The organism is Myxococcus sp. AM009, from assembly GCF_013372605.1.
Lineage (GTDB): Bacteria > Myxococcota > Myxococcia > Myxococcales > Myxococcaceae > Myxococcus > Myxococcus vastator.
Window position 1 is genome coordinate 17,043 of record NZ_JABXEP010000013.1, and the last position, 20,973, is coordinate 38,015.

General features: G+C 70.1%; 21 protein-coding genes. 12 read left to right on the forward strand and 9 right to left on the reverse strand.

Annotation, left to right across the window (positions count from 1 at the left end):
• Positions 1-4: 4 nt before the first annotated feature.
• Together HV824_RS05405 and HV824_RS05410 are read left to right on the forward strand one after the other, a co-directional pair.
• On the forward strand, positions 5-1,237 hold the full coding sequence (locus HV824_RS05405; RefSeq protein ID WP_176422819.1) for a DUF4388 domain-containing protein: 1,233 nt from the start codon (positions 5-7) through the stop codon (positions 1,235-1,237).
• A gap of 53 nt (positions 1,238-1,290) precedes the next feature.
• Entirely contained in the window at positions 1,291-1,908 is a 618-nt protein-coding gene (locus HV824_RS05410) for a hypothetical protein (protein ID WP_176417704.1), read from the forward strand.
• A 43-nt stretch (positions 1,909-1,951) separates the two neighbouring features.
• On the opposite strand, the gene HV824_RS05415 is transcribed toward HV824_RS05410, so the two are convergent.
• On the reverse strand, positions 1,952-3,547 hold the full coding sequence (locus tag HV824_RS05415) for a leucyl aminopeptidase (RefSeq protein ID WP_176417705.1): 1,596 nt from the start codon (positions 3,545-3,547) through the stop codon (positions 1,952-1,954).
• 141 nt (positions 3,548-3,688) lie between these two features.
• Between HV824_RS05415 and HV824_RS05420 the strand changes: the two genes are divergently transcribed.
• From HV824_RS05420 to HV824_RS05430, 3 genes are all read left to right on the forward strand, one after another.
• Positions 3,689-4,582, forward strand: coding sequence for a zinc dependent phospholipase C family protein (locus HV824_RS05420; RefSeq protein WP_176417706.1), 894 nt, complete (start codon positions 3,689-3,691; stop codon positions 4,580-4,582).
• A gap of 89 nt (positions 4,583-4,671) precedes the next feature.
• Entirely contained in the window at positions 4,672-5,454 is a 783-nt protein-coding gene (locus tag HV824_RS05425; RefSeq protein ID WP_176417707.1) for a sulfite exporter TauE/SafE family protein, read from the forward strand.
• A complete protein-coding gene (locus HV824_RS05430; RefSeq protein WP_176417708.1) occupies positions 5,451-5,909 on the forward strand; it encodes a hypothetical protein in 459 nt (152 codons plus the stop codon). The genes HV824_RS05425 and HV824_RS05430 overlap by 4 nt, the downstream gene beginning before the upstream one ends.
• 47 nt (positions 5,910-5,956) lie before the next feature.
• On the opposite strand, the gene HV824_RS05435 is transcribed toward HV824_RS05430, so the two are convergent.
• Positions 5,957-6,832 carry a tetratricopeptide repeat protein gene (locus HV824_RS05435; protein ID WP_176417709.1) on the reverse strand — a complete coding sequence of 292 codons (876 nt, stop codon included), beginning with the start codon at positions 6,830-6,832 and terminating at the stop codon, positions 5,957-5,959.
• Between the two features lie 8 nt (positions 6,833-6,840).
• A complete protein-coding gene (locus tag HV824_RS05440) occupies positions 6,841-8,460 on the reverse strand; it encodes a short-chain fatty acyl-CoA regulator family protein (RefSeq protein WP_176417710.1) in 1,620 nt (539 codons plus the stop codon).
• 475 nt (positions 8,461-8,935) lie between these two features.
• On the opposite strand from HV824_RS05440, the gene HV824_RS05445 reads away from it, so the two are divergent.
• The 4 genes from HV824_RS05445 (at position 8,936) to HV824_RS05460 (ending at position 12,350) form a co-directional block, all read left to right on the forward strand.
• Positions 8,936-10,351, forward strand: coding sequence for a hypothetical protein (locus HV824_RS05445; protein WP_255207781.1), 1,416 nt, complete (start codon positions 8,936-8,938; stop codon positions 10,349-10,351).
• Between the two features lie 58 nt (positions 10,352-10,409).
• Complete coding sequence (locus HV824_RS05450) at positions 10,410-10,655, forward strand: hypothetical protein (protein WP_176417712.1); 246 nt, start codon at positions 10,410-10,412, stop codon at positions 10,653-10,655.
• A gap of 115 nt (positions 10,656-10,770) precedes the next feature.
• Entirely contained in the window at positions 10,771-11,616 is an 846-nt protein-coding gene (locus tag HV824_RS05455; RefSeq protein ID WP_176417713.1) for a DUF692 domain-containing protein, read from the forward strand.
• Positions 11,613-12,350 (forward strand): DUF2063 domain-containing protein, encoded by a 738-nt coding sequence (locus HV824_RS05460; RefSeq protein ID WP_176422820.1) that lies wholly within the window; start codon positions 11,613-11,615, stop codon positions 12,348-12,350. The genes HV824_RS05455 and HV824_RS05460 overlap by 4 nt, the downstream gene beginning before the upstream one ends.
• Positions 12,351-12,442: 92 nt before the next feature.
• Here the strand turns inward: HV824_RS05460 and HV824_RS05465 are convergent, their stop codons facing one another.
• The 4 genes from HV824_RS05465 to HV824_RS05480 are packed head-to-tail and all read right to left on the reverse strand — an operon-like array spanning position 12,443 to position 16,621.
• Entirely contained in the window at positions 12,443-13,573 is a 1,131-nt protein-coding gene (locus tag HV824_RS05465; RefSeq protein WP_176422821.1) for a carboxypeptidase-like regulatory domain-containing protein, read from the reverse strand.
• Complete coding sequence (locus HV824_RS05470; protein WP_176417716.1) at positions 13,573-15,216, reverse strand: caspase family protein; 1,644 nt, start codon at positions 15,214-15,216, stop codon at positions 13,573-13,575. The genes HV824_RS05465 and HV824_RS05470 overlap by 1 nt, the downstream gene beginning before the upstream one ends.
• Positions 15,217-15,226: 10 nt before the next feature.
• Positions 15,227-16,039 (reverse strand): hypothetical protein, encoded by an 813-nt coding sequence (locus HV824_RS05475; RefSeq protein WP_176417717.1) that lies wholly within the window; start codon positions 16,037-16,039, stop codon positions 15,227-15,229.
• Between the two features lie 6 nt (positions 16,040-16,045).
• On the reverse strand, positions 16,046-16,621 hold the full coding sequence (locus HV824_RS05480) for a sigma-70 family RNA polymerase sigma factor (protein WP_176417718.1): 576 nt from the start codon (positions 16,619-16,621) through the stop codon (positions 16,046-16,048).
• Positions 16,622-16,782: 161 nt separating this feature from the next.
• Between HV824_RS05480 and serC the strand changes: the two genes are divergently transcribed.
• The 3 genes from serC to HV824_RS05495 all read left to right on the forward strand — a co-directional run bounded on the left by serC (position 16,783) and on the right by HV824_RS05495 (position 18,906).
• Positions 16,783-17,871, forward strand: coding sequence for a 3-phosphoserine/phosphohydroxythreonine transaminase (serC, locus tag HV824_RS05485; RefSeq protein ID WP_176422822.1), 1,089 nt, complete (start codon positions 16,783-16,785; stop codon positions 17,869-17,871).
• 41 nt (positions 17,872-17,912) lie between these two features.
• Positions 17,913-18,470: a chalcone isomerase family protein gene (locus HV824_RS05490; protein ID WP_176417720.1), complete on the forward strand. Its 558-nt coding sequence runs from the start codon at positions 17,913-17,915 to the stop codon at positions 18,468-18,470.
• 187 nt (positions 18,471-18,657) lie between these two features.
• Entirely contained in the window at positions 18,658-18,906 is a 249-nt protein-coding gene (locus HV824_RS05495) for a GlsB/YeaQ/YmgE family stress response membrane protein (protein ID WP_176417721.1), read from the forward strand.
• A 22-nt stretch (positions 18,907-18,928) separates the two neighbouring features.
• Here HV824_RS05495 and HV824_RS05500 read toward each other — a convergent pair whose 3' ends face one another.
• Positions 18,929-19,966 carry a PA0069 family radical SAM protein gene (locus HV824_RS05500; RefSeq protein WP_176422823.1) on the reverse strand — a complete coding sequence of 346 codons (1,038 nt, stop codon included), beginning with the start codon at positions 19,964-19,966 and terminating at the stop codon, positions 18,929-18,931.
• Positions 19,967-20,081: 115 nt separating this feature from the next.
• Positions 20,082-20,477 (reverse strand): hypothetical protein, encoded by a 396-nt coding sequence (locus HV824_RS05505; RefSeq protein ID WP_176417723.1) that lies wholly within the window; start codon positions 20,475-20,477, stop codon positions 20,082-20,084.
• Between the last annotated feature and the right edge of the window lie 496 nt (positions 20,478-20,973).

A 20,973-nucleotide genomic window follows, 5' to 3' on the forward strand; every position in this document is an offset into this window, starting at 1 on the left:
GGCAGTGGCGACACGACCCAAAGCCACGCCCCGCCTCGCGGGTGATGCGGCATCGCTCGACCTGGAGCGGCCGCTCGCCCAGGGGTTGTCCCCCGCCCGTCCCCTCCAGGCCTGGTTCCACGGGCCGGAGGGGATGGTCCTCCTCCAGGAGCCGCCCGGCTTCGCTGGCTTCCTCGCCGGCAGCCTGCGCACCCTGTCGGTGGAGGAGGTCTTCGCCCACGTCCTGTCTGGCATCCGCAGCGGCCTGCTGGCGGTGCAGCACGCCACGGGCCGCCGCACGGTGTCCTTCCGGGACGGACAGGTGGTGTTCGCCACCTCCACGGAGCGCTGGGAGCGGCTGGGCGCGGCGCTGCTCCGCCTGGGCCTGCTGACGCAGGCGCAGCTGACGCAGGCCCTGTCGCGCGTGACGCCGTCGCGCCGCATCGGCCAGGTGCTCACGTCCGAAGGGCTCGTCTCCGAGGCCAACCTGTACAGCGCCATGACGTACGTGGTGCGTGAGGTGGTGCTCAGCCTCTTCGAGTTGGAGGACGGCGGCTTCGTCTTCGTCGAGGGCCCCGCGCCCATGGCGGACGTGGTGAAGCTGCCCGAGCGCACGCGGGACCTGGTCCTCACCGGAATCAAGCGGGCGGAGCTGGTGTCGCGCCTGCGCCGCCGCTTCCCGGATGACATGCGCGCCACGCTGGGCCCTGAAGGGCCGCTGCCGGGTGAAGAGCGGCTGTTCGCCCGGCTGGCGGACGGGCTGCCGCTGGCCGGCCTGCGCGCGTCCTACGAGGGCGGCCCGCACGCCTTCTACACCTGGCTGGAAGAGGCCGTGCGCGGCGGCAACGTGGCCGTCCACCCCGCGCCGCCGCCGACGCAGGCGCCCGCCGTGGAGGGCATGGCCTGGGAGCTGCTGTCCGCCGAGGAGCGCTACAACCTGCTGTTGTCCCTGGTGCACCGGGCCCTGGGCGACGCCGGGGAGGACACGGACCTGCTGCGCGGCTTCCTGGACGCGCCGCCGCAGGGGCTGGAGGACGCGTACGCCGGGGTGACGCTGGCGGCGGACGGGCGCGTGGACGTGGCGCGGCTGAGGGCCAACCTCGCCTCGGGAGGCGAGGCGGTGGGCCGGGCCCTCACGTTGGAGGCCCTGGACGCCTTCGTGTCCTATGCGTTGTTTTCAGCGCGCAACGTCCTGCCCGCGGAGGTGGCGGAGCGGCTGTCCAACACCTACCGCACGCTCCAGGGAGGGCTGGCCTAGGGGGCCGCCCGTGTCCACGTTCGCCGTCACGGCGTTTGGGGCGGGGAGCGGGCATGGGCGCGATGCGGAAGTGGGTGTGGGGACTCCTGGCGCTGACGACGGCCTGCAGCGGCGCTCGCCAGGCGGTGACACACGAGGGCACCGGCGGCTCCGGGCCCGCCCCGTCCGTGGAGGCCGCGAGCGAGGACCGCCGCTCGACGACGCGCCGCTACGTGGACGAAGATTTGGGCTTCGAAATCATCCGGCCCACGGCGGACTGGCAGCTGGACGAGACGAACGAGCGCACGCCGGAGGGGCTCGCCATTCCCGTCATCCTCCGCCACAACGTCTCCGGGGCGCAGGTGGTGTTGCAGGTGGCGCCCGCGGTGGCCTCGCCCACGCAGTTCGCGGAGCGGCTCACCGAAGGGCTCCGTCAGCACCCGGGCTTCACCACCACGGACCCGGCGCCCATCGCGCTGTCGGACACCGCGGTGGGCTTCGACTTCCAGGTGGGGGATGGCGTGCACGGCAAGGTGGCCGTGCGTGAAGGCATCCCCGGGCGCGTGTTGATGATGCTGGCCACCTGGCCGGCGCAGGCCGCGGCGGACGTGCCCCAGAGCGTGGATGCGCTCATCCAGGGCGTCCGCCCGCTGGCGGGGCCGGCGACGGCGTGGAAGGTGCCCCAGCGCTGAGGGCGCCCCTTCCTCCGGGACGCCCTCTGGCGGGGAGGCCGCGCTACTTCGCGCGCTTCCGGGCCGGCTTGGCCTTGCTGGCCTTGGGCGCGGGCGCCGCTTCAACGGGCGCGGTGTCCTGCTCCTGCGCGCGCAGGCGGACGTACTCCACCAGGGTGCGCACGCCCACGCCGGTGCCGCCCTTGCTCAGGTAGCCGCGCTCCTTGGGGCTGCTGGACGGGCCGGCGATGTCCAGGTGCACCCACGGCGTGTCGGCCACGAACTCGCGGAGGAAGATGGCGGCGTTGATGGCGCCGGCCCAGCGCTCGCCGGAGTTCTTCATGTCGGCGACCTCGGAGCGCAGGGCGTCCTTCTGCATGTCGCTGATGGGCATGCGCCACATCTCCTCGCCCGCGGCGCGCGCGGCCTGGAGCACCTGCGCCACCGTCTCCTCGTGGTCGCCGAAGGCGCCGACGATGTAGTTGCCCAGCGCGACGACGCAGGCGCCGGTGAGTGTGGCCAGGTCGATGATGGCGGCCGGCTGGTGCTCGGTGGCCCACGTCAGGATGTCGCCCAGCACCAGGCGGCCCTCCGCGTCCGTGTTGGTGACCTCCACCGTCTTGCCCAGGCGCGAGGTGAGGATGTCACCCGGCTTGTAGGCATTGCCTGCCGGCATGTTCTCGCACGCGCCGATGAACGCATGCACGGGGAAGGGCGGCTTGAGCGCGGCGATGACCTTCATGGCGCCCAGCACCGCGGCCGAGCCCGCCATGTCCGTCTTCATGTCCACCATGCCGTCCGTCGGCTTGAGCGACAGGCCGCCCGAGTCGAAGGTGATGGCCTTGCCCACCAGCGCCAGCGGCGGCTGCTTGGCGTCGCGCGCGTTCTTGGGCGTGTACGTCAGGTGGATGAGGCGCGGCTCCTCGGTGCTCCCCGCGGTGACGCCGAGGAACATGCCCATGTCGAGCTTCTCGATGTCGCGGCGGTTGCCGATGGTGACCTTCAGCCCGCCTTCCTTCGCGGCCTGACGCGCGGCCTCCGCCAGCACCGTGGGCGTCACCGCGTTGGGCGGCTCGTTGACGAGGTCTCGGGCCCAGTTGGTCGCCTCCGCGACGCGCTGTGCCAGCGTCAGCGCGTCATCCAGCTCGCGCGTGCGCTCCGTGCCCTCGGGGAGCACCAGGGACACCTTGCCCAGCTTCGCGGCGCCCTTCTTCTCTTCGCGCGCGGAGGACTTGTACTTGTCGAAGCGGTAGACGCCCAGCGCCACGCCTTCCACCACGGCGCGCACCGCGTCCTGCGCGGACTCGGTGGCCGGCAGGGCGAACGCCACCGAGGTGACCTTGAGCCGCTGCGCCGTCTTCGCGGCGCGGCCGGCGGCCAGCCGCAGCACCTCCGGATGGAAGCGGGCGCGGTTGCCCAGGCCCAGCAGCAGCACGCGCTCGGACGACGTGCGCCCCAGGGTGTGCATCACCAGGCTCTGGTCCGCGCGTGCCTTGAAGCCCTCCTGGGTGGCGGCGCCGCGCAGGCGCCCCTCCAGGGCGCCATCCGCCGAGGAGAGGGAGGACGGGGCGCTGTCTCCCAGCTCACCCTCGAAGAGGGGAATGACGAGCAGGTCGCCGCTCGTCCGCGTGGCATCGCCGGAGACGAAGCTGAAGTTCATGGGCCGTGAAACTCCTGAACGGTGGAAAGGCTGGGGCTTTTGCAAAGGGCGCGGACTGTAACGCCCGCCTTGTTACACGCAAAGCGTTGGATTTCATTCGAGCATTGCATTGCTTCGTTGCACTGGGTAGCAGTGTGGGGAATGCCCACGCTGCTGATGCATCTGACCGCCATTGAACGGATGGCCGCCAACCCGGGTGAGCTGCCGGCGGATTGGGTGCGTGCGTTGTCAGAGGACCTGCCGTACGCGCGCTTCGGCGCGGCGCTGCCAGACCTCCCGTTGTGCCAAGGCCTCCGCGGCGGGCTCGCCGCCTTCCTGCCCGAACGGGAGCTGCCGCACTTCGCGCGGCTGTACCACGAGCGCGCTCCCGTGGGCTTCGGGCTGAAGATGGCGGAGCTGGTGGCCTCCGGCGCGCTGGTGGGCACCGAGCCGGGCCTCGCGGTGCTCGCGGGCTACTTCACGCACCTGTGCGTGGACCGTCGGCTGTATCCGGTGGTGGACAGGCTGGTGGTGCGACATCGTCGCCGGGGTGAGCGCGCCCTGGAGGCGCACCGCGACATCGAATGGGCGCAGACGCTCTTCTACCTGCGTGAGCTGCACGGCATGGAGCTGCTGGGCACGCCGCGGCTGCGGGAGAAGTGTCAGGTGGTGAAGAGCCCGGGCTTCCCGTGGCGGGGCATTGGCGGCGGGCTCTATGAGCTGGTTCGTTTGTCCTCACAGGAGCGTGTGGGCCAGGCGCCTGGCAAGTCGGAGGTGGATGGCTGGGTGCGCGGCCTGTACGTCTCAGGTCTCTTCCTCTCAAGCCCCATGGGCCGGGCGCGCGCGTTGCCGGCCTATGCGCGGCTGTCGTTCCAGGAGCTGTACCGCAACGACACCTTCGACTTCGCCGCGGAGGTGGAAGGCGCGCTGGAGACGGCGCGTGGCGTGCTGCGTCGGTTGCACGGCTACATGGCGAGGGGCACCTTCACGCCCCGTACGCGCGCCCGCTTCCTGGAGGCCTTCCCCGAAGGGACGCTGGGCGCACGGGCGGCGTGACACCCGCGGAGCAGGCGTCCTGGCGAGCCATGCGCTCCCGGGGAATGGCGCTGTCCGAAGCGCGAGGCCGCTCCTATCCTCGAAGAGGAATGACGGTCCTACTCCTCATCGCGGTGGGCGCGCTCGCGGGTACCTTGGGTGCGATGCTCGGCATCGGAGGCGGAATCGTCCTGGTGCCCGCGCTGGTGCTGGGGTTCGACATTCCGCTGGAGCAGGCCATCCCCGCGAGCCTCATGTGCGTGGTGGCCAGCTCGTGCTCCGCCGCCGCGGGCTATGTGCACAAGCACCTGAGTGACATCCGCCTGGGGCTGTCGCTGGAGCTGGCCACGGTGATGGGCGCCATCGCTGGCGGCCTGGTGGCGGCCATGGTGGCGCCGGCGATGGTGGCGGTGGTGTTCGGGCTCTTCACGCTCTACGTGGCGCTGCAGATGTTGCTGCTGCGCTCGCCGCACCAGGAGCCCGCCGCGCTGGACGACTACGCGCCCACCAACTACCCGCTGGGCATCTCCGGCTCCTTCGTGGCCGGTGGCCTGTCCTCGCTGTTGGGGGTGGGCGGAGGGCCGCTCAAGGTGCCGTTGATGGCGTACGGCATGCACGTGCCGTTCAAGGTGGCCAGCGCGACGAGCAACCTGATGATTGGCGTCACCGGCGCCGCGAGCGTTGCCGCGTACGCGTTGAGGGGGCATCTGAAACTGGCGCTGGTGTCGCCGCTGGTGGTGGGTGTCCTGGGAGGCGCATATGTGGGCAGTCGGCTGATGCCGAGGGTGCCCACGGCGGTGCTCAAGCGTTTGTTCGCGGTGGTGTTGCTGGTGGTCGCGGGACAGATGCTGTGGAAGGGAGGGGAGGGATTGTGGCCGAGCATCCTGAAGTGAGTGAACCCGAGGAGGCGCGAGCGGCACGCGCTTCCGCGTCGGCGGTGGCGGCGGAGCATCCCGCCGTTTCGCACAACGTGGCAGTCACGGGAGGGGCCGCGTCGCTGACGCAACCGGACGCGGAGGCGGCGGAGCAGGTGCAACATCATCACCGTGAGCGCGCGGTGGTGGGCGACCGGTGGATTGCGCGGGTGCTGCGCGTCGGCGCGGTGGTCAGCGGCGGGATGTTCGTCGTGTCGCTGGGGCTGGAGGTCATGCCCCAATCCGAGCGCGTGCATGTCGCCATCGACTTATTGCGAAAGGGCGCCGCGTCCCTGCTGTTGGTGACGCCCGTGGCGCGGCTCGCGGTAGCGGGCACGCTGCTGGGCCTGCGGGGTGAGTGGCGCTACATGGCGATGGCCGCGGGCGTGCTGGGGCTGCTCGCGGTCGCCGTGGGCGCCGGCATCCAAGCCTAGAGGAGCGCGCGTGTGACGGCGCTCTCCCCGGTGTCAGGGAAGAGCGCTCACACGCCGCGCGCGGTGAAGTGGGCCAGGATGTTCTGGACCTTGGCCACGTCGCCCGGCTGCCCCAGCTCCTGGTAGAGCGGAAGCAGCGTCTCGAACTGCTTGCGGGCCGCCGCGAAGTCCTGCTGGTAGTAGCAGGACAGGCCCAGGTCCCAGCGGGCGCGGGCCTCGTACGCGTGGTCGTGCAGCTCCTGGTACAGCTCCACCGCGCGGAGCAGGTGCGGGCGCGCGCCCTCGTGGTTGCCGAGCAGTCCCTCGGACTCGCCCAGCAGCAGGTGGCCCAGCGCGAGCGCCTCCGGGTCCTCTCCCTGCTCCAGCAGCGGCACGGCCTCCAGGAAGCGCTTGCGGGCGGGCTCGTACTCGCCCTTCTCCATGCGGATGTCGCCAATGTCGATGAGCAGCCGCGCCACCCGCTCCGTGTTGCGCGTCTGGCGCAGGAGGATGAGCGCCTCCTGGTACTTCTCCTCGGCGGCCTCCGGCTGGCCCAGCGAGCGCAGGGACTCACCGATGCAGGCGCGGGCCAGGGCCTCGCCCTCGCGGTCCTTGGACTCGTTGAAGAGCATGGCGGCGCGGGCAATCTGCTCGATGGCGCCCCGGTGGTCCTCGAAGTTCGCCTTCACCACGCCCAGCCCCATCAGGGCCTGCGCCTGGCCGGGCTTGTACTTCGCCTCCAGGAACTTCTCGAGCGCCTCTTCGTAGAGCTGCCGGCTGGCGGCGTGGTCCTCCAGCAGGCCGTGCAGCTCGGCCAGGGTCACCAGGCCCTGGCCCACCTCGGTGGGCGAGCCGGTGATGCGCAGCGGCGCCAGCGCGTTCTTCTGCTTCTGGATGGCGTCGAGGATGTGGGTGCGTTGGGTGTCTTCGGGCGGGTGGTGCATTTGGGGCCTCAGGCGTCGCCACCCTTGCGGCGGCGGGAGGTCTTGTCCAACGAATCGTCCTTCTCGCTCCCGTCAGTCCCGTTGGCGGCCACGGCCAGGGACTGGGCGCCCGGGTGCCGGTCCTTCTCCGCCTTTTCGGCCTTCTCGTGGACGAGGATGGGGGAGAAGAAGCAGTCCTTCTTCGTGTACTCGTCGAAGGCGAAGGCGAAGCGGTAGCTGGCCGCCGCGCGCTGGTTGCAGTCGGTGCGCTCGCAGAAGCGGCAGGAGATGCCGGACGGAATGGCGTCCTTGCGCAGGTCCGTCGTGGGCAGGCCGTAGGCCAGGTACTTGGCGTTCTCCGCGTGGGTGCCCAGGCCAATGGAGTACGCGGTGCCCTTGACGATGGAGCCCTCGATCGGCTGGAGCTGCACCTTGGCGAAGCAGAAGTAGGCGGTGCCGTCCGGCATGATGGAGTACTGCCGCGTCAGCTGGGACGGGTTGAGGAACGCCAGGTGCACGGCCCACTTGGCGCAGCTTCCGCCGCCGCTGGCGAAGCGGATGCCGGTGCCGCTGTAGCGCTTGGAGATGTTGCCGGCGATGTCCGCGCGCAGGAAGTGGAACGGAATCCCGGGCCGCTTCGGGTCCGACAGGTTGCACAGGCGGTGGGCCACCGTCTCGTAGGTGGAGCCGAAGATGCTGGACAGGAGCTCCACGTCGTAGCGCGTGCGCTGCACCTCCTTGAAGAAGTCCCCGTAGGGCAGCATCAGCGCGCCGGCGAAGTAGTTGGCCAGGTTCACCTTGATGAGCCGCTGCGTCTCCCCGTGGCGCATGCGGCCCGCGTCCAGCACGCGCTCCATCAGCTTCTCGCGGTCCATCACCAGCAGGCCAATGGACGCGGCAATCTGGAACTTCAGCGGCTGTTCGGTGAGGAAGGGCGACAGCGTCAGCGTCCGCTCCTCCGGGTCCAACCGCCGCACCACGGACGAGCCGGACGGGGACGGGTCGTCGAAGAGGACGCGGTAGCCGAAGCGCTCCTCCAGCAGCCGGATGAGCTGGCCGCTGGTGAGCTGCCGCTCCAGGCGCACGTCGCGGCGCAGCGCGTCCGCCTGCTCCTCCAGCTCCGGGAAGTAGTTGCGGTGCTTCTCCAGGAAGTCGCTGACCTCGTCGAAGGGCGAGTAGTCGAAGCGCACGCCGGGCGAGGCGCCGTTGCCCAGTCCGCCCTGGGCGCGCGTGCGCTCCTCGACGTTGAGCTGCGCCAGCACGTTCTCCAACTGCGTGCGGGTGTTCTTGTAGAGGTTGAAGAGCGCCGCCACCGTGCCCGCGAGCTTCGGCTCCGCGGAGAGGGACTGGAGCGACTCCGGGTCGATGTCGAGGCTCTTGAGGAGCGGCTCGTCCAGCAGCTTCGCGAGCGCTTCGTCCACGCGGCCTTCGCCCAGCGTGGACATGAACTGCTCGGGGTCCTGGTCGAAGTAGCGCAGGGCCTTCCAGAGCAGGGGGAAGGGCATCACCCGCTTGCCCTTCTCGATGAGGTTCAGGTACGCCGGGGAAACGCCCAGGTCCTTGGCTGCGTCCGCCTGCTTGATGTTCCGTGCAAGGCGCAGTCCCCGAAGCTTCAGGCCCACGTTGGCGTTCAGTGCGTTGTCGTTCATGGCCGGATGCGTTGATGCCCCAGGCGATCGCGAATGGCCGCGCGCGCCTCGGGCTCTTTACCCACTCTGCAAATCGATTTACCGATTTGCAATGATCGTTTTCATCCGGGAGGTCCCCTGTCGGCCTGGCGACGGCCCGGCTGGACTGCGGTCGGAGCTGGGGCTTTTGGTGTGCTCAACCTATTGAAATTGCTGAACTCCGAGGCGTGCGGGGAGCCTGCCGCCGCCTCCTCCGCAGCGCCTTGTCAAGCATTTACTGATGCGTTGCGGCAGGGCTCGGGTCACGTTTCGGCAAAGGAAGAAGCGCCGATTTACAAGGAGCGCCCGGGGCTCGGTTTCAGATCGACGGTGGGGGGCGGAGCGGGGCGCCTGCTGCCGGGGAACGATTCACCTCCGGCGCGTGATAGGCGAACCTTCGCCGCGTATGGATGGTGGGCATGGATGGCCGCGAAGGGGGAGGAGGGCGCCGCCGCGCATGCGGGCCCGAATCGCCGCCGTCATCCTGCTTGGTCTGTCGCTGCTGTCGTGTCAGGCGCCGCTGCGCCCCCACCCTGGGGCGGATGCGGCGGCGCTGCGCTACAACCTCACCTACGTGCGTGAGCCCGAGCACGCGGTGGACGTGGAGGTGGTGCTGGTGCGGGGCACGCCGCGCGAGTTCCTCTTCAGCCAGCCGGGCGCCGTGACGACCGTGTCCGCGCACCGGGAGGATGGTGGCGTCCAGCGGTTGCCCGTCCAGGAGGGCCGCGTCCTGCTGCCGCGGGGGACGCGCTTCTTGCGCTACCGCTACGCGCTGGACGCCTCCCTTCGCGAGCGCGGCCCCGACTTCTTCCAGGGCTCCGGGGACGGCGATGCGCGGCACGTCGCGGGCCGCGTGTACCTCATCCGGCCGCGGGTGGTGAAGCCGGGGCTGCGCGTGGAGCTGTCGCTGGTGGGCACCGACGCATTGCTGCCGTGGCAGCCGGGAGAAAATGGCGTGTACCGGCTGCGCGGCGAGGACCTGGTGGACTCGGGCTTCCACGGCTTCGGAGGCCGCCGGTGCCAGGTGCGCCTGCCGGACGCGGTGCTGGACGTGGCCATCCTGGGGCACTTCACGCACCTGCGCGACGAGGCGGTCTGCACCTGGCTGGGCAAGGCCGCCGAGGAGGTCCGCACCGTGCGGCGCGCCTTCCCGCATCCCCGCATCACCGTGCGGGTCATCCCCGCGCCCGGGCACCGGGGGCCCAGCGTCTTCGGCATGGTGCGCTGGAGCTCGCCGCCCAGCATCTCCATCAGCGTGGGACAGGAGGCGCGGCCGGAGGACTTCGCGCGGGACTGGGTGGCCGTCCACGAGATGCTGCACCTGACCCATCCTGTCTTCGTGCCCCGCGTGTCCTGGCTGTCGGAGGGACTGGCCACCTACTACACGGAGGTCGCGCGTGCGCGCTCCGGACGGCAGGACTCGCGGCGCGCCTGGGAGGAACTGCTGGGCGGCTTCGCTCGGGGGCGCGAGGGCAATGACACGCGAACCATGCGGGAGGCCGTGTCTCAAGATCGCTTCTCACTCGCTGTCTATTGGACGGGAGCGCTCTTCGCGTTGCATCTGGATGTGGAATTGCGCCGTATCACTGGAAACACGCAAGGGCTGGATGACGTGCTGGAGTTGCTCGCGGCGCGCGGCAGTTCCTCGACCTTCGGGGCTTTTGGTGCCGCGGTGGATGCCGTCGCGGGACAGCCGCTGTTCAATGCTCTGCTGGAGCGGCACTTGCCGCGGCCCGCTTTTGCGGAGCAGGCCGGTCTGCTAGAAGCGCTGGGTGTCCAGGAAGGACCCAACGGCGTCTCGCTGGTACCCGCCCGAGACAGTCTGTTGCGTGATTCGGTGGTCGGTCGGCGCAGCCACGGCGAAACACCCTGAATGCACCCGCGACCTCCACACAGCACCCCCCACGCAGTACCGAAAGGAAGTCTCAGTCATGAACGTCAAGGCGCTTGCAGCGGTTGTCGGCACCCTGTCCCTGGCCGCGCTGGCCACGGGTTGTGCGACCAAGAAGTCGGCGGAGATGGAGCCCGCCACCGCCGAGGAGACCGGCGCGGAGAGCAGCGGTGCCACGGAGGCGCAGGAGGCCGCTCCGGCCGCGACCGAGGAGAAGGGCGCCGAGGGTAGCTGTGGCGCCGGCTCGTGCGGCGCTGGCTCCTGCGGCGGCGAGAAGAAGGAGTAGTTCCGCCGGACCGCAGTCCCAGGGGGCCTGGTGAAACCCGGGCCCTCGTCGCCGGGCGGCTGAGCAGCTCCACCGCCGCCCGGGTTGTTTCCCACGCCTCGAGAGGGCTTCCGCCGTGGTGACGTACGCACAGCGACATGGGCTGAGGCCGCTGGGCGCGGGCATCGGGCTGCGCAGGAGCTTCTATGCGGAGCTGCCGCGCATCGGACGGACGCTCGACTGGGTGGAGCTCATCCCGGAGAACTTCCTGTCGCTGGGTGGGCGCTCGCAGCGCGCGCTGGACGCATGCGCGGAGCGGTGGCCCGTGTTGCCCCACGGCGTGGGGTTGAACATCGGCGGTCCGGACGCGCTGGACGACGACTACGTCCGGGGACTGGCGGCGCTGGTGGCGCGGGTGGAGGCGCCCTTCTTCTCCGACCACCTCTGCTTTTCGCGGCTGGACGGCGTGTACCTGCACGACTTGCTGCCGCTGCCGTTCAGCGAGGCCGCCGTCGACCACGTGGTGCCCCGCGTGCGCGAGGTGATGGACCGGGTGGGCCGTCCCTTCCTGCTGGAGAACCCGAGCTACTACGCGCGGATGCCCGGCGGCACGCTGCGCGAAGCGGACTTCCTCCGCCACGTCGTGGAGCAGGCGGACTGTGGGCTGCTGCTGGACGTGAACAACGTCTACGTCAACGCGCGCAACCATGGCTACGACGCGCGGGCCTTCGTGGACGCCCTGCCGCTGGAGCGCGTGGTGCAGATTCACCTGGCCGGCCACACGTGCTACCCGGACGTCATCGTCGACACGCATGGCGACCGCGTCTGCGACGACGTGTGGTCGCTCTACCGCTACGTGCTGGCGCGCACCGGCCCCGTGGCGACGCTCATCGAGTGGGACCAGGACATTCCCTCCCTGGACGCGGTGTTGGACGAGGCGGACGTGGCGCGGTCGGCGCTGCGAGAGGTCGCCGGACGATGAAGCCGTCCCTGCGCGACTTCTTCGACAGCATGGGGGCCTACCTCGCCGAGCCCGGCCCGGAGGCCCTGGCCGCGCTGTACGCGAGGCACCCGGGGTGGGAGGCGCCGCGTGAGCGGGTGTCGCTCTACGGCGGCTTCGTGCGCGGCCACGTGCGCTCCGCGCTGGACAAGGTGTTCCCGCTGACGCGCCAGGCCCTGGGGCAGGACGCCTGGGACGGACTGGTGGTGGCCTTCACGCGGACGCGGCCCGCGCGGCACCATGAGCTCAACCACCTGTGTGAGGGCTTCCCCGAGTTCCTCGCGGACGCGGCGGCCTCGCGAGGATTGGCGCCCTTCGTGCCCGCACTGGCCCGCTTCGAGTGGACCGACTTCGCGGTGTTCGCGTCCCTGGAGCCTGTTCCCGAGCGCGTGGAGCGGCTGACGGCCAACCCCACCCTGGTGGTGCTGGAGCACGACTTCCACGTGTGTGCGTACGTGCGGGCTCGAGGCGCCGCGGTGTCACCGGAGGCGGGCGCGGAGCTGGCGCTGCTGTGGCGCCACCCGGAGCAGTTGAAGACGCTCTACATGGCCGCCACGCCACCGGCGCTGCTGGTGCTGAAGATGGCGGTGGAAGGGCTGGCCTTGTCGGACGTGGTGGCGGCCACGGGCACGGCGGAAGCCGACCTGCGAGCAACGGTGACGCGCTTCGGCCGCGACGGCCTGGTGCTCCTCCCGGCTGAGGGGGGCGGGGATTGAAGGGCCCGCGCTGTCCGGGCGCTCAGTGCCAGGGGGACGTCACCAGGCCTGGCGCCGTGCCCACGTAGCGCGGTCCCTGGCGCGCCACGGTGTCACGTTCCGGGCTGGCAGACGGGGCCCTCCGATGAAGCCACGCACCGCCGGCTGCCCGGGCAGTCGCGGTCCGTCGCGCAGGGCACCGTGCAGGCTCCGCTGACGCAGCGCCCTCCGGGCAGCCCCAACTCGTGGCAGCTCGCGTCGTCGGTGCAGGGCGCGTCCAGCCGCCGCAGGGCATGGCAGCCCGCGAAGTTCGCGGCATCCGGCAGGCACCGTCCGGACTGGCAGGTGAAGCCCGGCGCGCATCGCGCCGAGCAATCGTCGGCCGGCAGGGCCTGGGGCGTGGGGGGGCAGTCGTCATCATCGTCGCCGCCACACAGGGCCACGCACGCGGCGCTTGCTTCGGGCAGCACCTCGCATTGCGTCCCCGCGGCGCATTGCCAGTCGCCCGTGCAGGGCGCGCACAGTGGGCCGGGGCCCTCGCAGCGGTTGCCCCTGCACGTCAGGCCCGCGCCGCAGTGCGAGTTGCCGAAGCACTCCAGGCACTTCTTGTTCGGCGCGCACACCAGGCCTTCCACACAGCCAATCTCCTGGCAGCCCTGCTCGAGGAGCGACTCGTCCACCTCCAGGTCGACGTTGAGCTGCTTCTTCTCGCCAGGGCCCGCGCAGTCCTCGACCTGGGTGGCCGCAAAGCCCAGGGCCGTCACCGTCACCGAGTAGCAGCCGTCCGGAAGCGGCCCCACGCGCAGCCGCCCCTGCGCGTCCAGCAGCAGCCGCTGGAAGGGCGTGCCCGCCACGGACACCTCCGCCGCAGACAGCCGGAAGCCGTTGGTCGCCCTCACGCGCAGGTCGAGGAAGCCCGCGGGCGTGGGCGCCACCGGCTGCACCTGGACGGACTGGCCTCCCAGCACCTGCACCTGGACGCGGGCGGCCTTTTCGGCCGTGGCGACGATGAAGAGCTCCGCCAGCCCCGTGGGGACGTCCTCCAGGGTGAAGCGCCCGTCCGCGTCGACGTGGCTGCTCACTCCCGGCTGGGCCACCAGCGACACCATGGCCACCGACGGGTCGCTCTCCGTGAGCTGCCCGTGCACGGTGCCCACCCGGAAGGGCGCGTTCTCCAGGTTGCCGCAGCCCGCGGCGCAGCAGGCCACGAGCGCGGCCACAGCGATGTGAAATGTTGAGCGCATCAAAAACGATATCCCGCGCCGGCCCAGCCACCCGTGAAACCCACGGCCTGCCCCTGCCCATCCACAACGACATACGTCAGCATGAACTGGGCCTGTGACATCAGCTCCAGCCGCTCACCCACCCGCCATACGATGCCGCCCACCACGCCGGGGCTGACGGTGAAGAACCGCTGCCCGTTGGCGGCAGCCTCTACGTCAAAGGACCGCCTGAGGTACAGGCCGGCCACACGCGGCCCCGCGAACAACGTCAGCCGCTCCCAGCGCCACAGGTAGGGGAGGGCCGCGCCCGCGGAGACGGTGGTGTAGCGGAAGGGCACTTCGCTACCCGGCGTCAGCCGCAGGGCCCGGTTGCCGGTGCTGAAGGCCACGTCGAAGAGCAGTCCGAAATCCTGGAGCGGCCGGTCCTCCAGCCGCAGTGACAGGGCGACTTCGGGGGACATGGGCAGCAGCTCGGTGCGGCTGCGGGCATCCGCGAAGCTGAACACGCCGCCCAGCAGCGACAGCGAGCGCCGCGGGAAGGCCTCCGCCAGCAGGCGCTCCAGGGGCAGACGGTCCCCCTGGCCCACCTCCACGTCACGGCGCATGAGGACAGCGTCGCCCTTGGTCAGCTCCACCGTCCGCTTGCCGGGCGTCACCGCCGCGCCGCCGGGCAGGTCCGTCCGCGCCTCGCCGTCCACCTTGAGCGTGAAGCCATCCAGGCGCGGGTTGTAGGAGAACAGCTCGGGGCGGCCCGTCCGGGTGATGCTGCCGGAGAGCACCACGGGGTCCGCGCCCACCTCCAGGATTTCCGCCGACGGCCGCTGCCGCCCCTCGGTGAAGGCGAAGGTGCGGCGGCGTGCATGGTCATGCGCCTCGGTGGCCGTGACGGCGCCGTCACCATTGCGGTCCGCCGCGCCGCTCAAGCCGTCGATGAGGAAGTGGGTGTAGATGTCGTTGCGCAGGCTCTCGTCCTCGCGCGCCGTCTCGCCCCAGTCGCAGGCGGCGAACACCATGGACGCGCGCGACGACTCCTCCAGCGGCCGGGCGTAGAAGCTGGACTTGATGCCCTCCAGCTCCGCCTTCAGTTCCTTGGGCAGCAACGACTTGCCGCTGCCGCTGTGGCAGGTGGCCAGCACCAGCATGCGGCGCCGGCTGGCCAGCCCGTCGAACTCCGCCTTCAGCGCGTCCATGCTCAGCGCCGTCTGGGGAATGTCCCGGTAGGCCGCGTCGCGGGTGACCAGGTAGCGGCGCAGCTCGCCCTTCGCGTCGCGCGCCAGCGTTCCGTGCGCGGAGAAGTAGACGACCACCACGTCGTCGGGCCGGTTCGCCTCCTTCTTGAGCTGCCGCAGCGCCCCGAGGATGGCCTCGCGGGTCGTCTCCTCGCGGCGGGTGAGCACGCGCACCTGGTCGAACCCGCCGCGCGCGGGGTCCTCCAGCGCGGCGCCGAGATCACGAGCGTCCTTGCCGGTGTAGCGCAGCCCCTTCCAGCGCGGATCGTCGAACGAGGCGATGCCCACCAGCAGGGCCATCCGGCGTGGCTTGTAGGCGCTGGACAGCGACGCTTCATCGAGCTTCAGCGGCACCAGCCCGCCCTTCTCTCCGGAGGAGGAGGGCGTCGCGCACGCGGCCAGACAGGCCAGCAGGATGGGAAGGAGGCGCCTCACGTGGAACCGTTCAGGGACGATTCTGGCTGCTTCTCACGCTCACGTCGAACCGGATGATGGCCAGCGGGTCCTGGGAGCCCGCCCCCCTTCGTCCCTCCAACATTTCACCGACCGCCGCGGCCTCGGGTGGCGAACCGGCGGAGCCCACCAGCCACAGCGTCACCGGGCCGGTCTCGCCCGCGAGGCTCACGCCCGCGAGCCCCTGCGGCCCCTGCAGGTCATGCGTGCCCGCGACCAGGGGGAAGCGGCCCAGCAGCGCCGGCGCCTCGCCCTGCCGTTGCTCGAAGAGCAGGGCGGTGCCCGCCTCGGTGGCGTGGTAGCGCAGGAGCAACACCTCCGAATCCTTCACCGGGCTGCCCGGGTCCAGGCGCCGCAAGCCTCCCTCGCTGTCGCGTGCCACCACCGACAGCTCCAGGGCGATGCGCGCCAGGCGCCCCTTCTCACCCGTCCATTCCGCCGCGGTGCCTCCCTGGCTGGAGGGGGCCTCCGCCCGCATGCGGGGCAGCAACACCACCGCCAGCAGGCACGCGGCGAGCCCTCCTGCGACCATGCCCCAGCGCCCGGCCGCGGGCCGATGCGCTCGCAGCGCGCGGCGCACGCGCGCCAGGCCCACTTCATCCAGGGGCGGGGCGGACGCGCCGGGCGGCGCGAGCCCCAGCAGCAGCGCGTCCACATGCCCGTCGAGCAGGCCCGGGCCCGGGTGCGTGGCGAGGAACGCCTCGCACGTCTCGCACGGGTGCGCCAGGTGTCCGGCGAAGTACGCCACGGCCTCGGGCTCTCGGCGGGAAAGGGCGCTCAGCGCGCCGTCGTCCAGGTGTTTCATGAACCCTCACTCCCACCGGCCGGCGAGGACTCGCCGCAGCAGCTCGCGCTTGATTCGAGACCGGAACCGCTCCAGCCGCATCGTCACCGCGCTTTTTCCCACGCCCAGTTTCTCCGCGATCTCCCGCGCGGACAGCTCACCCTCCACGTAGAAGAGGTGCACCGTCCGCTTCTCCTCGCCCTCGGGCAGCTCCGCGATGAGCCGCCGCACCACCTCGATGTCACGCTCCAGTTGCAGCGCCTCGGGGAGGTGGGGGACCGCCTCCGGCTCCGGGTCCGCCACGTCCTCCTCCAGCCGCCGGGTGCTGGACTTCCGCTCCAGCCGCGTCCTGGCCCGGTTCCGGGCAATGGACAGCAGCCATGACTCGAAGGCCCCCGGCTCCTTCAGCCGGGGGAGCCCCCGGAACGCCCGGACGAAGGTCTCCTGGATGACGTCCTCCACCTCATCCGCGTCCAGCTGGGAGAAGCCGCCCACCAGCCGCGTCACCAGGGGACGGGTGCGACGGTAGAGCTCGCTGTAGGCAGCCGCCTGCCCTTGCGATGCCCGCCGCACCCACTCCGTCAGTCCCTCCGACGCACCCACCTGTCCTCCTGACCCTCGTGAACGCCCGCCGGCCACAGAGCCGGCCGCTGCCATGTCGTCCCCCAGCGGGCAGGCGGGCGGGCTTCTTCCCGCTGGCACTCAGGGGGGCGGTGGGGAGAAGAATGCCCCCACGGCTGTTCATCTCCCTAAAGGACACTTTCATGCGCGTCATCAACTTCAATCCTGGCCCGGCGAGCCTCCCGCTTCCGGCGCTCGAGCGTGCCCGCGACGAGCTGCTCGACTTCCAGGGGTCCGGAATGTCGGTGATGGAGCACAGTCACCGGAGCCTGGAATACATGGCGGTGCACGAGGCGACGCTCTCCCTGATGGCCCGGCTCCTGGAGGTTCCCCCTACCCACCAGATTCTCTTCATGGCGGGGAGCGCCTCCCATCAGTTCGCGCAGGTGCCCATGAACTTCCTGCCGTCCGGCGCCAGCGCGGACTACCTCATGACGGGGGTGTGGAGCGAGAAGGCCTTCGACGAGGCGAAGTACTACGGCGCCCCGAGGATGGCCGCCAGCATGGTGGGGCCCGACAAGCGCTACACACGCATTCCGCGCCAGGACGAGCTGCGGCTGGACCCGAAGGCAGCCTACGTCCACCTGACGAGCAACAACACCATCTTCGGCACGCAGTGGCACGACTTCCCGGAGGTGGGAAGCGTTCCGCTGGTGGCCGACATGAGCTCGGACTTCCTCTGGAGGAAGTTCGACGTGCGCCCCTTCCGCTTCATCTACGCCGGCGCGCAGAAGAACCTGGGCCCGTCGGGCGTGACGGTGGTGATTGCCGACAAGGACTACCTCGCCAGCGGGCGCAAGGACATCCCGAAGATCTTCCGCTACTCGACGCACGCGGAGAACAACTCGCTCTACAACACGCCGCCGTCCTTCGCCGTCTACCTGGTGCGCAACGTGCTGGAGTGGATCGACTCCGTCGGCGGTCTGCCGCGGCTGGAGCAGTGGAACCGGGAAAAAGCGGCGCTGCTCTACGGGGCCGTGGACCGGCACCCGGACTTCTACCGCGCGCCGGTGGAGCGTGAGTCCCGTTCAGTGATGAACGCTGTCTTCCAGTTGCCCACGGAGGCGCTGGAGGCGGCCTTCGTTGCTGACGCGAAGCAGCAAGGAATGGTGGGCCTCAAGGGGCACCGGACGGCCGGAGGAATCCGCGTTTCCATGTACAACGCGGTGAGCGTGGAGAATGTGCGCACGCTGGTCGCCTTCATGGACCATTTCGTGAAGACGCGCGGGTAGGCTGCGTCCAACCGCACGGATTACCCACACCCGGAGGATTCATGAAAGCCACGCTGACCACCGTCGTGCTGTCCCTGATGCTCGCAGCCCCGGCCTTCGCCAAGGACGTCGCGGGGGTGAAGTACCCGGAGACGGCCACCGTCGCCGGCAAGGAGCTGAAGCTCAACGGCGTGGGCCTGCGCAGCAAGTTCGTGTTCAAGGTCTACACTGCGGGGCTCTACCTGGAGACGCCGTCCAAGGACGGCGCGGCCATCATCAGCTCGGACCAGGTGAAGCGCGTGCGCATGTACATGCTGCGGGACCTGGACAAGAAGACCATCGTCGAGGCCATTGGCGACGGCTTCAAGAAGAACGCCGGCGCCAAGCTGGCGGAGCTCCAGCCCAAGCTGGACACCTTCAACGCGGCCATCCCGGACGTGAAGAAGGGTGACGAGCTCATCCTCACCTACGTCCCCGGCCAGGGCACGCAGGTGTCCAGCAAGACGGGCAAGGAGATCTCCGTCGAGGGCAAGGACTTCTCCGACGCGCTGTTCTCCGTCTTCGTGGGCAAGAACCCGGTGGACGGCAGCCTGCGTGACGGGATGCTCGGCAAGGACTGAGTGACGTCAGGCGCGCGAATCCGAAGCGCCGCGGCTGCCCCGTGTCTCCCTGGGAGGCACGGGGCATCGCCGTTTCAGGGGCCGGAGGCAATGGGTTCCGGGGCCCGTGCGTACACGAGGAAGACGGCCGGCCGCTGCGCGAGGGCGGGAGGTCTGATAGCAACCGGAGGGCACGAAGGAGGTCGTCATGGGTATCTGTACGTGGTTGGTGCTGGGTGGCATCGCGGGCTGGCTGGCCAGCATCATCAAGGGCACCAACGCCCGCATGGGCATGTTCGCCAACATCGCCACCGGCATCGTCGGGGCCATGATTGGTGGCTGGGTCTTCAGTCTGATGGGCGGCACCGGCGTGACGGGCTTCAACCTCTGGTCGCTGCTGGTGGCGACGGTGGGCTCCGTCATCCTCATCACGGTGGTTCAAGCCCTCCGGAAATGACGCCCGCCGCCCGCGTGCGCGCTCAGAAGAGACTGAGCTGCGGCGTGGGCGGCGGCTTGCGCTCCGGGCGCCGGAAGGTGTCCGGAGCGTCCTCGGTGACGTAGGAGGCGCGGATGCCCACCTTGCGCGCCGACGTGTGGAAGAGGCGGTGGAGGGTCTCCGCGTAGAGGCCATCACCGCGCATGCGGTGCTTGAAGCGGCTGTCGTTGAGCGCCCCGCCGCGAGTCCCCCGGATACGGTGGAGCACCCGCTCCGCGCGCAGGGGCAGCTTCGCGCGCAGCCGCTCCGCGAAGACGTCCTGCACCGGGCCAGGCAGCCGCACCAGCGTGTGATGCGCGCGGGTGGCGCCGGCCTCACGCGCCGCGGCCAGCACGCGGTGGATGTCCTCGTCGTTGAGGCCCGGGATGATGGGGGCCACCGACACCGCCACGTCGATGCCCGCCTCGGTGAGCCGGCGGATGGTCAGCAGCCGGCGCTTGGGGGAGGCCGCATGGGGCTCCATGGCCCGGGCCAGCTCCGCGTTGTGGAAGGGGAGGCTGACGCTGACCCACAGGCGCGCGTCCCGGGCCAGCCGCTGGAGGACGTCCAGGTCCCGCTCGACGAGCACGCCCTTGGTGATGATGCCCACCGGGTTCCGGTAGTCCGCGCAGACCTCCAGGCAGGCGCGCGTCAGGCGCAGCGAGGCCTCCAGCGGCTGGTAGCAGTCGGTGACGCCGCTGAAGACGACGGTTTCGCCCTTCCAGGAGGGCTTCTCGAAGGCCTCGCGGAGCAGCTCCGGCGCCCGGGGCTTCACCACCAGCTTCGTCTCGAAGTCGGTGCCCGCGCCCAGGTCCAGGTACTGGTGCGTGGGCCGCGCGTAGCAATACGCGCAGGCGTGGAGGCAGCCCCGGTACGGGTTGACGCTCCAGCTGAACCCCACGTCCGGGCTGTCGTTGTGGGACAGCACCTGCCGGCTATGGTCCTCGAAGACCTCCAGCTTGGACGGGGGGATTTCGTCCAGGTACTCCACCTCGGTGCTCGCCCACGGGTTGGGCGGATTGTCGATGGGGCGCGCCTTCATGGGCGCACCGTGGGCCTGAATGCACGTTCAGTCAAGGGCCGGGCGGACGTGAAAAAGGGGAACCCCCTGCAGAGGGCTCCCCCAGTGCGCCATCCGGATGGCGGGGCTACGTGGCTCAGTACGTGGTGACGTAGAGGCGCTGGTTGCCGGTGAGCGTGCCGTTGTTGCGGACGTACAGGCGCGAACCGGGCCAGTTGCACATCAGGCTGCCGGTGATGGTCGCGCCCGCGGCGATGGTGCCGGAGGTGGAGTTGCCACCGCAGTACGCGTAGTAGGGCGTCGAGTGGGTACTGGACAGGTTCTCGATGATGAACGGCGTCGAGCCGAACAGCCACGTCGAGAAATCACGTGTCTGCATGGCGTCGATGGTCGCGTACTCCGCGGCCTGCGCCACATCGCCCAGCTCCGGCTGCTGCATGGCCTGCTCTTCCTCCGGCGTGTACTCCCCGCCGCAGCCCACGGCGGCCAGAGACAGCAGACCCACAACTCCCAACGTATTGAACTTCTTCATGACTTCCCCCTCATTGCGAGTTGTCCCCGAATTGGAGACGTGCGGTGTGTATGAGGGTTTTTACGTATTGTAAATGGTGTGTTTTTGACACCCGGTGGGTTGGGATGGATTGCGTCGCCGGATGACGCATCGCGCCGCCGCCGGCGTTCCTGGTGGAAACGGAGACAAAGGCTGCTAACGGCAGACGGAGTAGACGTCCGTCACGGCGAAAGCCGTCTGTCGCCTGGTGATGTGCGCCGTCTCGTTGCGACCGCAGGGCTTGAAGCAGACCCAACACGTGAGGCTCGCGTCCGAATAGAAGTCAATCCAGTAGGATTCGTTGTCGCAGAAGGGCCGCGCTTCCTCGCGTGAATCAAGGACGGCTTCCTCTTCGACGCTCGCGGTTGTGCCGCCGCTGTATCCTCACTCGCGCCTTCAATGGTGCCTCTCCAGTCCTGAGAATTGAGAGTCATTGCTCGCGCTGGGCGCGGAGGCTTCGGCCTTCATGTCCAGGATG

Coding starts and splice junctions, on each gene's coding strand:
- HV824_RS05410 (WP_176417704.1), top strand. CDS start 1,291: ATGGGCGCGATGCGGAAGTGGGTGTGGGGACTCCTGGCGCTGACGACG.
- HV824_RS05415 (WP_176417705.1), bottom strand. CDS start 3,547: ATGAACTTCAGCTTCGTCTCCGGCGATGCCACGCGGACGAGCGGCGAC.
- HV824_RS05420 (WP_176417706.1), top strand. CDS start 3,689: ATGCCCACGCTGCTGATGCATCTGACCGCCATTGAACGGATGGCCGCC.
- HV824_RS05425 (WP_176417707.1), top strand. CDS start 4,672: ATGACGGTCCTACTCCTCATCGCGGTGGGCGCGCTCGCGGGTACCTTG.
- HV824_RS05435 (WP_176417709.1), bottom strand. CDS start 6,832: ATGCACCACCCGCCCGAAGACACCCAACGCACCCACATCCTCGACGCC.
- HV824_RS05440 (WP_176417710.1), bottom strand. CDS start 8,460: ATGAACGACAACGCACTGAACGCCAACGTGGGCCTGAAGCTTCGGGGA.
- HV824_RS05445 (WP_255207781.1), top strand. CDS start 8,936: ATGCGGGCCCGAATCGCCGCCGTCATCCTGCTTGGTCTGTCGCTGCTG.
- HV824_RS05450 (WP_176417712.1), top strand. CDS start 10,410: ATGAACGTCAAGGCGCTTGCAGCGGTTGTCGGCACCCTGTCCCTGGCC.
- HV824_RS05460 (WP_176422820.1), top strand. CDS start 11,613: ATGAAGCCGTCCCTGCGCGACTTCTTCGACAGCATGGGGGCCTACCTC.
- HV824_RS05465 (WP_176422821.1), bottom strand. CDS start 13,573: ATGCGCTCAACATTTCACATCGCTGTGGCCGCGCTCGTGGCCTGCTGC.
- HV824_RS05475 (WP_176417717.1), bottom strand. CDS start 16,039: ATGAAACACCTGGACGACGGCGCGCTGAGCGCCCTTTCCCGCCGAGAG.
- serC (WP_176422822.1), top strand. CDS start 16,783: ATGCGCGTCATCAACTTCAATCCTGGCCCGGCGAGCCTCCCGCTTCCG.
- HV824_RS05490 (WP_176417720.1), top strand. CDS start 17,913: ATGAAAGCCACGCTGACCACCGTCGTGCTGTCCCTGATGCTCGCAGCC.
- HV824_RS05495 (WP_176417721.1), top strand. CDS start 18,658: ATGGGTATCTGTACGTGGTTGGTGCTGGGTGGCATCGCGGGCTGGCTG.
- HV824_RS05500 (WP_176422823.1), bottom strand. CDS start 19,966: ATGAAGGCGCGCCCCATCGACAATCCGCCCAACCCGTGGGCGAGCACC.
- HV824_RS05505 (WP_176417723.1), bottom strand. CDS start 20,477: ATGAAGAAGTTCAATACGTTGGGAGTTGTGGGTCTGCTGTCTCTGGCC.